The following is an 11,813-nucleotide window of genomic DNA, read 5'->3' as shown; positions in this document are numbered from 1 at the left end:
TGCCCGCATGACCCCACGCAAGACCTCCCCCGCCCTGCCCGCGCCGTCCGCCGCCGAGCCCTCCGCCACGCACGCCGCGGACGACCTCTGGTACAAGGACGCCATCATCTACCAGTTGCACGTGAAGTCGTTCTTCGACGCCGACAACAACGGCGTGGGCGACTTCGCGGGCCTGATCGCGAAGCTGGACTACATCGCCGAGCTGGGCGTCACCGCCGTCTGGCTGCTGCCCTTCTACCCGTCGCCGCGCCGCGACGACGGCTACGACATCGCCGAATACCGTGGCGTGCACGAGGACTACGGCTCGATGTCCGACGTGCGCCGCTTCATCCGCGCCGCCCACGCGCGCGGGCTGCGCGTGATCACCGAACTGGTGGTCAACCACACGTCCGACCAGCATCCGTGGTTCCAGCGCGCCCGCGCGGCCAAGCCCGGCTCGGCCGCGCGCAAGTTCTACGTGTGGTCAGACGACGACAAGGCCTATGCCGGCACCCGCATCATCTTCCTGGACACGGAGAAGTCGAACTGGACCTGGGACCCGGTGGCGGGCGCCTATTACTGGCATCGCTTCTACTCGCACCAGCCCGACCTGAACTACGACAATCCGCAGGTGCTCAAGGAAGTGCTGTCGGTGATGCGCTTCTGGCTGGACATGGGCGTGGACGGCCTGCGGCTGGACGCCGTGCCCTATCTGGTGGAACGCGAAGGCACCAACAACGAGAACCTGCCCGAGACGCACTCGGTGCTCAAGCAGATCCGCGCCGTGATCCAGGCCGAGTATCCGGGCCGCATGCTGCTGGCCGAGGCCAACCAGTGGCCGGAGGACGCCAAGGAGTACTTCGGCGACGGCGACGAATGCCACATGTCGTTCCATTTCCCGCTGATGCCGCGCATGTACATGGCCATCGCGCAGGAAGACCGCTTTCCGATCACCGACATCATCCGCCAGACGCCGGACATCCCCAACAACTGCCAGTGGGCGATCTTCCTGCGCAACCACGACGAACTGACGCTGGAGATGGTGACCAGCGAAGAGCGCGACTACCTGTGGAACATCTACGCCGCCGACCGGCGCGCCCGCATCAACCTGGGCATCCGCCGCCGGCTGGCGCCGCTGCTGGAACGCGACCGGCGCCGCGTCGAATTGATGAACAGCCTGTTGCTGTCCATGCCGGGCACCCCGGTGCTGTACTACGGCGACGAGCTGGGCATGGGCGACAACATCCACCTGGGCGACCGCGACGGCGTACGCACGCCGATGCAATGGTCGTCCGACCGCAATGGCGGTTTTTCGCGCGCCGATCCCGAGCGCCTGATCCTGCCGCTGCTCATGGGGCCGCTGTACGGCTATGAATCCGTCAATGTCGAGGCCCAGCAGCGCGATCCGCATTCGCTGCTGAACTGGACGCGCCGCATGCTGGCCACGCGGCGCCAGACGCAGGCCTTCGGGCGCGGCGCGCTGCACTTCATCTATCCCGGCAACCGCAGGGTCCTGGCCTATCTGCGCGCGTGGGAAGACACGTCCATCCTGTGCGTGGCCAATCTGTCGAACACCGCGCAGCCGCTGGAGCTGAAGCTCGACGGCTACGTCGGCTGCACGCCGGTCGAGATGCTGGGCAGCACGCCATTCCCGGAGGTGACCGACCAGCCCTACCGCCTGACGCTGCCGCCCTACGGCTTCTACTGGATGGACCTGCGCCGTGACGTGGCGCCGCCCTCGTGGCAGACGCTGCCGCCCGAGCAGGCCCCCGCCGAATACCCCACGCTGGTGCTGCGCGGCAAGGGCCTGGCCTTCACCGATCCGTCGCGCCGCGTGCTGGAGACCGAGATCCTGCCAGCCTATCTGGCGCGCCAGCGCTGGTCGGGCGTGCAGAAGGCGGACGAGCCGGTGCGGCTCGCCCGCGCCCAGTGGCTGGCGGCCGACACCGACCTGTACCTGGCCGAGATCGAACGCGACAACGGCAAGCGCTATCTGCTGCCGCTGGCCGTGTACTGGACCGCCGACCAGACGCCGCAGCAGGCGCTGGCCAAGGTGCGCCGCGTGGCCCAGGTGGGCACGCTGTGCGACGCCATGTACGAGCCGGCCTTCGTGCGCCGCCTGGTGTCCCTGCTGGCGGCGGGTGAGACCCTGCTGCTGGACGGCGTCGACGGCGCGCTGGAATTCCTGCCCGAACCCGGGTGGCAATTGCCCGACGATGCCGAGCTGCGCTGGGTGACCGCGGAACAATCGAACAGCTCGGTCATCATCGGCGACCAGGCTGTCTTCAAGCTGCTGCGCACCGTCCAGCACGGCGACACGCCCGAGGCCGAGATGACGCGCCACCTGACGCGGGCGGGCTATGCCAACACGCCCGCGCTGCTGGGCGAGATCCGCCGCACGGGCGCGGGCGCCCCGGCGCAGACCGTCGCGCTGATGCACCAGTACATCGTCAACCAGGGCGATGCCTGGGGCTGGAGCCTCGATTTCCTCAGGCGCGCACTGGACAACGCCACGCTGTCCGGCTCGGATGCCGACGAATTCGAACAAAGCCTGAACGGCTACGCGACGATGGCCACGACCATCGGCCGCCGCCTGGGCGAGCTGCACGCCGTGCTGGCGCGCGAGGATGCGCCCGAGGCCTTCCGGCCCGCCAAGGCCAGCGCGGCCCAGGCGCGCCACGCCGGCGACGAGGCCGTGGCAGAACTGGACCGCGCGCTGAAGGCGTTGAAGCAGGCGCGGGACGATCTCGAACCCGCGTCGCACGCCTGCGTGCAGTGGCTGTTCGAGCACCGCGACCGCATCGCCGCCATGCTGCAGCGCCTGGCCGAGGCCGAGACCGGCCTGCCGCGCCTGCGCATCCACGGCGACTTCCACCTGGGCCAGGTACTGATCGCCCAGACCGATGCCTACCTGATCGACTTCGAAGGCGAGCCCGCCGCCACGGCGGACCAGCGGCATGGCCGCGCCAGCCCCTATCGCGACGTGGCCGGCATGCTGCGTTCGTTCGACTACGCGGCGGCCACGCTGTCGCGCGCGGATCCGCTGGGCGGCGCGCCCACCGATTTCGTGGCGGGCGCGGTGGATGCCGACGGCCATGCCACGGCCTCGCACGAGCGCCGCGAGGCCTTGCTGGAACGCTTCCGGCAGAGCGCGGGCCAGGCCTTCCTGTCCGGCTACCGCGAGGCGGCGGTTTCGCTGCAGGCGCCCGAAGGCGCCGAACGCGACCTGCTGCGCCTGGCCCAGATCCAGAAGGCCGCCTACGAAGTCCGCTACGAAGTGCTGCACCGCCCCACCTGGATCTCCATCCCCCTTTGCGCGCTGGGCGAGCTGTGCCGCTCGGCGCTGCTGGACGCCGCCATCGACGAGGAACGTCAACCATGAAAGAGCACGGCCGCCCGAAGTTCGTATTCCCCCTTGGGGGAACGGCGCACCGCGCCAAGGGGGCGGCATGATCCGCCTGTCCGCCCCAGACGCCGACACTGCCGGCGGCGCCGCGCCAGGCGGAACGCCGCCGCATGGGCAAGCGCCCGGGCTGCCGCAGCCCGAGGTGCTAGCCCTGCTGGCAGGCACCCATGACAATCCCTTCGGCGTGCTGGGGCCGCACCAACGGGACGGCCAGGGCGTGCTGCGCGTACTGGCCCCCGGCGCCAGCGCCGTGTGCGCGGTGCTGGCCGATGGCACGTCGATCGGCCTGGCGCAGCAGGCCGATGGCCTGTATGCCGCCCGGATCGATGCGCTGCACCCCGGCGACCCGCGCGCCTATCAGTTGCGGGTCACCCACGACGGCCAGGACCAGCTTCTGCACGACCCGTATGCCTTCGGCCCGTCCATCGCCGACAGCGACCTGCAATTGCTGTCCGGCGGTTCCTGGCTGCATCTTGCCGACGCTCTCGGCGCGCATCCGATGTCCCTTTCCGACGTGGCCGGCGTGCGGTTCTCGGTATGGGCGCCCAACGCGCGCCGCGTGGCCGTGGTCGGCGACTTCAACGGCTGGGACGCGCGCCGCCACGGCATGCGCCGCCGCCATCAGGCCGGCGTCTGGGAAATCTTCATCCCCGGCGTACCGGCCGGCGCGCGCTACAAGTACGCCATCATCGGCGCCAACGGCGCCCAGCACATGAAGGCCGACCCGCTGGCGCGCGCCACGGAAGAAGCGCCCGCCACCGCGTCGGTGGTGCCCGACGCCCGCGCCTTCCACTGGACCGACGAAGACTGGATGCGCGGCCGCGCGGCCCGCCAGGCGCCCGATGCCCCCATGTCGATCTACGAATTGCACGTGGGTTCGTGGGTGGATGAACCGGGTCCGGCCAGCCTGTGGACGCGCCTGGCCGCCAAGCTGCCGGGCTACGCACGCGCCATGGGTTTCACGCACGTGGAACTGCTGCCGGTGGCCGAGCACCCCTTCGGCGGCTCGTGGGGCTACCAGCCGCTGGGCCTGTTCGCCCCGAGCGCCCGGTACGGCACGCCGGCCGAGTTCGCGATGTTCGTCGACCGCTGTCACGAGGCCGGGCTGGGCGTGATCCTGGACTGGGTGCCCGCCCACTTTCCGAACGACGCGCACGGCCTGGTGCAGTTCGACGGCACGGCGCTGTACGAGCACGCCGATCCGCGCGAGGGCTACCACCCCGACTGGCACACCATGGTCTACAACTATGGCCGCAACGAGGTGAAGGCTTTCCTGGTGGCCAGCGCGCTGGAATGGCTGCGCCACTATCACGTCGACGGCCTGCGCGTGGATGCCGTGGCCTCGATGCTGTATCGCGACTACAGCCGCAAGGCGGGTGAATGGGTGCCCAACCAGTACGGCGGCCGCGAGAACCTGGAGGCCGTGGCCTTCCTGCGCGACCTGAACCTGGCCGTGGCGCGCGAATGCCCCGGCGCCATGACCATCGCCGAGGAATCCACCGCCTGGCCCGGCGTGACCGCGCCCGTGGCCGAAGGCGGACTGGGCTTCGACTACAAGTGGAACATGGGCTGGATGCACGACACCCTGCGCTTCATGTCGCACGATCCCATCCACCGCAGCCATCACCACAACGACATGACGTTCGGCCTGATCTACGCCTACTCCGAGCGCTTCATCCTGCCGCTGTCGCACGACGAAGTGGTGCACGGCAAGGGCTCGCTGCTGCGCAAGATGCCCGGCGACGACGCCGCGCGCCTGGCCAACCTGCGCGCCTACTACGGCTTCATGTGGGCGCATCCCGGCAAGAAGCTGCTGTTCATGGGCGGCGAACTGGGCCAGGACACCGAGTGGAACCATGACGGCTTCGTTGCCTGGCACCTGCTGGACCGCCCCGGCCATCGCGGCCTGCAACGCGCCGTGGCCGACCTGAACCTGCTCTACCGCGACCTGCCCGAACTGCACGCGCGCGATGCCGATCCCGGCGGCTTTGCCTGGATGGTCGGCGACGACAACGCCAACAGCGTGCTGGCCTTCGTGCGCACCGACGGACGCCGCCACCTGCTGGCCGTCAGCAACTTCACGCCGGTGGCGCGCCACGGCTACCGCGTGGGCGTGCCGCAGGCGGGCGTCTGGGCCGAGCGCTTCAACAGCGATGCCGAGCCTTACGGCGGCGGCGGCATGGGCAATGGCGGCCGGGTTCGCACCGACGGCGTCCCCGCCCACGGCCAGGCGCAATCGCTGTCCCTGACCCTTCCCCCGATGTCCACGCTGCTGCTGCGCCACGAAGGATAAGAAAAAATGCCCTCCTCCTCACGTTTGACGGCCGGCCGGCCTTATCCCCTGGGCGCCAGCAGCGATGGCCTGGGCGTGAACTTCGCCGTGTTCTCGGCCAACGCCACGCGCCTGCAGCTGTGCATTTTCGACGCCTCGGGCCGCAAGGAACTGCAGCGCCTGGACTTTCCGGAATGCACCGACGAGGTCTGGCACGGCTATCTGCCCGGCGCGCGGCCCGGACTGGTGTATGGCCTGCGCGCCTATGGCCCCTACGAGCCCGACGCGGGCCATCGCTTCAATCCGCACAAGCTGCTGCTGGACCCGTACGCGCGCCAGATGAAGGGCACGCTGCGCTGGAACGATGCCCTGTTCGGCTACCGCATGAATCACCCGCGCGCCGATCTGGCCATGGACCGCCGCGACAGCGCCGCCGCCATGCCCAAGGCCGTGGTGGTGGACGAGGCCTTCAACTGGGGCCGCACGTCGCAGCCGGGCACGCCTTGGGAAAACACCGTCATCTACGAGATGCACGTGCGCGGCACGTCGATGCAGCGCGACGACCTGGAGCAGCCGCTGCGCGGCACCGCCGAGGCGTTGTCCGATCCCTGGTTCATCGAACACCTGCAGCGTATCGGCGTCACGGCCGTCGAACTGATGCCCACACATGCGTTCCTGCAGGACCGCTTCCTGGTCGAACGCAACCTCGGCAACTACTGGGGCTACAGCACGCTGAGCTTCTTCGCGCCCGAACCGCGCTACGCGCCGGGCGGCGGCGACGACCTGCGCCGCGCCGTCCGCCGGCTGCACGCGGCCGGCCTGGAAGTGATCCTGGACGTGGTCTACAACCACACTTGCGAGGGCAACGAGCTGGGCCCGACGCTGTCGTGGCGCGGCCTGGACAACGCCAGCTACTACCGGCTGATTCCCGGCGAGGAACGCTACTTCATCAACGACACCGGCTGCGGCAACACCGTCAACCTGTCGCATCCGCGCGTGCTGCAGATGGTGATGGACTCGCTGCGCTACTGGGCGCAGTCCTTCCAGGTGGACGGCTTCCGCTTCGACCTGGGCACCACGCTGGGCCGTGAAGGCACCGGTTTCGATCCCGGCTCGGGCTTCTTCGACGCCATCCTCCAGGACCCCACGCTGTCGCGCCTGAAGCTGATTTCCGAGCCCTGGGACATCGGTCCCGACGGCTACCAGCTGGGCTGCCATCCGCCCGGCTTCGCGGAATGGAACGACCGCTACCGCGACGGCGTGCGGCGCTTCTGGCGCGGCGACGAAGGCATGCGCGGCGAACTGGCCGGCCGGCTCACCGCCTCCGCCGACCTGTTCGACAAGCGCCACCGCCGTCCCTGGGCCAGCATCAACTTCGTGGCCTCGCACGACGGCTACACGCTGCACGACATCACCGCCTACGAGCAGCGCCACAACGAAGCCAACGGCGAAGACAACCGCGACGGCCACGGCGAGAACTACAGCCGCAACTGGGGGGCGGAAGGCCCGACCGAGGACGGCGCCATCCTGGATCTGCGCGCCCGCGTGCAGCGCTCGATGCTGGCGACACTTTTTTTCTCCAGCGGCACGCCCATGTTGCTGGCGGGCGACGAGTTCGGCAACAGCCAGGGCGGCAACAACAACGCCTACTGCCAGGACAGCCCCATCGGCTGGCTGGACTGGAAGCAGGCGGAATCGCCCGCCGGCCAGGCGCTGACCGGGCTGGTGGCCACTGTTACCCGGCTGCGCCGCGACCATCCCAGCCTGCGCGTGTGCCGCTATGGCGCGGGGCCCGCGGGCGGCCTGGCCACCTGGGCCTGGTTCGATGCCGAGGGCAACGACATGCACAGCGATGCCTGGTCGATGGGGCACGTGCGCACCCTGGCGCTGCGCCGCGCCGCGCCCGCGGAACGCGGCCCGCGCAACGGTGTGGACGTCACCCTGCTGCTGCTGAACGGCGGCGATGACGACGCCGTCTTCACTCTGCCCCAGCCCGCGCTGGGCTGGCGGCTGGAACTGGACACCCGCGGCAGCGCCGAGCCCGCGCGCGACTGGACCGAACCCACCTGCACGCTGGCCGGCCACACCCTGGCCTTGCTGTCGGCCATCACGACAACGGAACACGCATCGTGAGGACAAGCTTGCGCAGCGGCATCCTCGAAGGATCTGCCATGACTGAACCCGCCTCGCTGTTGACCACGCCGGGATGCCTGGGCGCACAGCGCGTGGGCGCCTGGGTGCTGCCGGACGGCCAGACACGCTTTCGCATCTGGGCGCCGTCCGCCCCGCCCGGCTTCGCGCTGGAGATAGAGGGCATGGACCCCGTGCCCATGAAGCCGGCGGCCGACGGCTATGCCTGCGCCACCGTGCGCTGCGCCCCCGGCGCGCGCTACCGCTATCGGCTGGACGACGGCCTGGCCGTGCCCGATCCCGCCTCGCACCTGCAGGCCGACGACGTGCATGGCCACAGCGTGGTGCTGGCGGGCGGCGGCTACCCCTGGCGCCATCCCGACTGGCTGGGACGGCCCTGGGAAGAGTCGGTGATCTACGAGGCGCACGCGGGCCTGTGCGGCGGCTTCCTGGGCCTGGCCGAGCGCTTGCCCGAATTGGCCGAGATGGGCTTCACGACGATGGAACTGATGCCCATCGCCGACTTTCCCGGCGCGCGCAACTGGGGCTACGACGGGGTGCTGCCCTATGCGCCGGACCGTGCCTATGGCTCGCCCGAGGACCTGAAATACCTGGTCGACACGGCCCACGGCCTGCGCATGAGCGTGCTGCTGGACGTGGTCTACAACCACTTCGGCCCGGACGGCAACTACCTGTCGCGCTATGCGCCCGAGTTCTTCCGCGACGACCTGAAGACGCCGTGGGGCGCCGCGATCGATTTTCGCCGCCCCCAGGTGCGCCGCTTCTTCCAGGACAACGCACTGTACTGGCTGACCGAGTTCCGCGTGGACGGCCTGCGGCTGGATGCGGTGCATGCCATCGAGGACGAGGGCTGGCTGCCCGAACTGGCGCGCAACATCCGCCGCGTGGTGCCGCCGCCGCGCCACGTGCACCTGGTTCTGGAGAACGACGACAACTGCGCCGATCTGCTGCGCGCCGGGTACGACGCGCAGTGGAACGACGACGCGCATCATGTGCTGCACCATCTGCTGACGGGCGAACGCCAAGGCTATTACCAGGACTACGCCGACGATCCGGCCGGCAAACTGGCGCGCAGCCTGGGCACGGGTTTCGTCTACCAGGGCGAGACCCCGCCCACGCGCGGGGAGCCGCGCGGCCAGGACAGCAGCGGCCTGCCGCCCACCGCCTTCGTCAACTTCCTGCAGAACCACGACCAGATCGGCAACCGCGGCTGGGGCGAACGCCTGACCGCGCTGGACAGCGTGGACCCGTCCGCCCTTCGCGCCGCCATCGCCGCGCTGCTGCTGGCCCCACAGATTCCGCTGGTGTTCATGGGCGAGGAATGCGGCGCCCGGGCGCCGTTCCTGTATTTCACCAGCCACGGCGATCCCGAGCTGGCGCGCGCCGTACGCGAAGGCCGGCGCGCCGAGTTTCCGGCCTTCGCCGGCAGCGACGGCCATCCCGTGCCCGATCCCAACGAGCCCGGCACCTACGACCGCAGCAATCCGTGGCCGTCGCCGGACGACGAGGATGCCGGCGCCTGGCGCGATTACTACCGCGCGCTTCTGCAGGTCCGCGCGCGGCTGATCGCGCCGCGCTTGATGGGCGCGCGCACCCAGGGCGCGGCGGAACTCGGTCCTCGTGCAGTCCGCGCCGCCTGGCGCATGAACGATTCCGCCATCCTCACGCTCTACCTGAACCTGCACGCCCGCGACGAGCAGGCCCTGCCCGCCGCGCAACGTCCCTCGGCCGGCGCCACCCTGGTGTTCGAAAGCATGGCCGGCGCGGCGCAGGCGCTGATCGACGGCAACCTGCCGGCCGCCACCGCCGTCTGGATGATCGAGGAAAGCGATGACTGACACCGCGCGTGCGACGGGCGCGCTATCCGAGCTGGCGGAACAGGCGGGGATCCAGGAACACTGGACCGACGCTGGCGGCCACCGCCAGCGCGTCGCGCCCGATACCTTGCGGGCCATCCTGCAGGCCTTGGAGTTGCCCGCCGGCAGTCCCGAGCAGGTGCGCGACAGCTCGGAACGGCTGAAGGCGCAGGCCGGCGAGCCCGATTGCAGGCACGGGGCCTGGCTGGACTGCCTGCGCGGCGATGCGCCCGAGGCCCCTCTGCTGGTCTGCGACGCGGCCGCCACGGTCCAGGTGGCCGCGGGCGGTGCGCTTCCCTACCGCATCGATTGCGAGGACGGCGCCGTGCAACAGGGCCGCCTGGAAGGCTCGCCCGGCCAATGGCGATTCACCGCGCCTGCCCGCCCCGGCTATCACCGGCTGCTGGTGGGCGAGCGCTGCACCACGCTGGCCGTGTGCCCCCCGCGCGGTCCACGCATGGACGCGCTGACCCCCGAGCGCGCCCATCGACCCTGGGGCATTGCCGTGCAGATCGGCAGCTTGCGGCAGCGCGACGGCGCCTGCCCGACCCTGGGCCATGGCGACTTCGGCGCGCTGGCCGCCCTGGCCCGCACGGCGGGCAAGCTGGGCGCCGATGCCCTGGCCATGAGCCCCGCGCACGCCATGTTCAGCGCCCTGCCCGAGCGCTACAGCCCCTATTCGCCGTCCAGCCGCCTGTGCCTGAACGTGCTGTATGCGTCGCCCGCCGCCGTGCTGGGCGCGGACGCCGTGCGCCACGCCATGCACGACCTGAGCATGCAGGCGGCACGCCTGGAAGACGCCGAACTGATCGCCTGGCCACAGGCCGCGGCACTGCGCCTGCGCGTGCTGCGGCGCCTGCACGCGCAGTTCGGGCAGATGCCGCGTGCGCTGCAAGCGCGCTACGCCGCGTGGCGGCAGGCGGCCGGCCCGTCGTTGCGGTCGCACGCCGTGTTCGAAGCGATGCAGACCGAGGCGGTCGAGCGCGAGCTGCCGCCGGCTCGATTGCCGGACCATCCCGGCGCGCACGGCATCCAGGCCTACGCCGACACCCACGCGCGCGAGGTCGACTTCCATCTGTTCGCCCAGTGGCTGGCCGACGAAAGCCTGCGCCAGGCCCAGGATGCCGCGCGCCAGAACGGCATGGGCATCGGGCTGATCGCCGACATGGCCGTGGGCTCGGCCACCGACGGCAGCCAGGTATGGGCCGATCCCCGCGCCTATCTGGCGGGCATGACGGTGGGCGCGCCGCCCGACCTGTACAACCCCGCCGGCCAGTCCTGGGGCGTGACCTCGTTCGCGCCCCATAGGCTGCGTCCCACCGGCTACCGCGCCTTCCTGGACACGCTGCGCGCAGGCCTGCGCCACGCGGGCGGCGTGCGCATCGACCACATCCTGGGCCTGTCGCGCCTGTGGACGGTGCCGCCGCAAGCCGGGCCCGCCGACGGCGCCTACCTGCGCTATCCGCTGGACGACCTGCTGCGCCTGGCCGCCCTGGAGGCCCACCGGCACGGCGCGTTGATCGTGGGCGAAAACCTGGGCACCGTCCCGGAAGGCCTGAACGACAAGCTGGAACAGCGCGGGCTGCTGGGCACCGAGGTGCTGTGGTTCCAGCGCGACCATCCGTCGGGACGGCCACGCAAGCCCGCGGTGTTCATGCCGCCGGGCCGCTGGTCGGCGCACGCGCTGGCCATGCCCACGACGCACGACCTGCCCACGCTGCACGGCTGGTGGCATGAGCGCGACATCGACTGGCGCGTGCGCCTGCACGGCGTGCCCGACGCGGAAGCGGCGGCCGCCCGGCAGCAGCGAGCCGAAGACCGCGCCGCGCTGTGGCAGGCGTTGCAGGCTGCCGGCGCGGCCGACCCCGGCGGCCCGCCCGCCCAGGCCCCCGTGGCCGCCATGCTTCGTTTCGTGGCGCAATCGCCCGGCGAACTGATGCTGGCGCCGCTGGAAGACCTGTACGGGCTGGACGAGCAACCCAACATCCCCGGCACCATAGACGAACACCCGAACTGGCGCCGCCGCCTGCCCGAAGAGCCCGCGCGGCTGGCCGAACACGTCGGCGCGATGAAACGCGTCGAAGCCATACGACTGGGAAGAAAACGCGGATGACCGCCTCACGCAATACCTTCAAGACGGAACCCGCCA

At 70.6% G+C, this 11,813-nt stretch carries 5 protein-coding genes; all 5 read left to right on the top strand.

Annotated elements, in window-relative coordinates:
• The first annotated feature begins 7 nt into the window (after positions 1–7).
• The 5 genes from treS (at position 8) to malQ (ending at position 11,777) form a co-directional block, all read left to right on the top strand.
• Positions 8–3,361, top strand: coding sequence for a maltose alpha-D-glucosyltransferase (treS, locus tag A7W11_RS05885; protein WP_066409977.1), 3,354 nt, complete (start codon positions 8–10; stop codon positions 3,359–3,361).
• 67 nt (positions 3,362–3,428) lie between these two features.
• Positions 3,429–5,678 (top strand): 1,4-alpha-glucan branching protein GlgB, encoded by a 2,250-nt coding sequence (gene glgB / locus A7W11_RS05880; protein ID WP_082887115.1) that lies wholly within the window; start codon positions 3,429–3,431, stop codon positions 5,676–5,678.
• 6 nt (positions 5,679–5,684) lie between these two features.
• Complete coding sequence (gene glgX, locus A7W11_RS05875) at positions 5,685–7,790, top strand: glycogen debranching protein GlgX (RefSeq protein WP_066409975.1); 2,106 nt, start codon at positions 5,685–5,687, stop codon at positions 7,788–7,790.
• A gap of 38 nt (positions 7,791–7,828) precedes the next feature.
• A complete protein-coding gene (treZ, locus tag A7W11_RS05870) occupies positions 7,829–9,646 on the top strand; it encodes a malto-oligosyltrehalose trehalohydrolase (protein ID WP_066409973.1) in 1,818 nt (605 codons plus the stop codon).
• Entirely contained in the window at positions 9,639–11,777 is a 2,139-nt protein-coding gene (malQ, locus tag A7W11_RS05865; RefSeq protein WP_066409971.1) for a 4-alpha-glucanotransferase, read from the top strand. The genes treZ and malQ overlap by 8 nt, the downstream gene beginning before the upstream one ends.
• Positions 11,778–11,813: the final 36 nt, after the last annotated feature.

Origin of the sequence: Bordetella ansorpii (assembly GCF_900078315.1) — a bacterium.
Taxonomy (GTDB): domain Bacteria; phylum Pseudomonadota; class Gammaproteobacteria; order Burkholderiales; family Burkholderiaceae_B; genus Bordetella; species Bordetella ansorpii.
The sequence above is the reverse complement of the archived record's forward strand: the minus strand, read 5'-3'. Positions and strand labels throughout refer to the sequence as shown.

Bases quoted from the DNA above. Each gene is read 5' to 3' on its own strand.
- treZ (WP_066409973.1), top strand. From the start codon at position 7,829: ATGACTGAACCCGCCTCGCTGTTGACCACGCCGGGATGCCTGGGCGCA.
- treS (WP_066409977.1), top strand. From the start codon at position 8: ATGACCCCACGCAAGACCTCCCCCGCCCTGCCCGCGCCGTCCGCCGCC.
- glgX (WP_066409975.1), top strand. From the start codon at position 5,685: ATGCCCTCCTCCTCACGTTTGACGGCCGGCCGGCCTTATCCCCTGGGC.
- glgB (WP_082887115.1), top strand. From the start codon at position 3,429: ATGATCCGCCTGTCCGCCCCAGACGCCGACACTGCCGGCGGCGCCGCG.
- malQ (WP_066409971.1), top strand. From the start codon at position 9,639: ATGACTGACACCGCGCGTGCGACGGGCGCGCTATCCGAGCTGGCGGAA.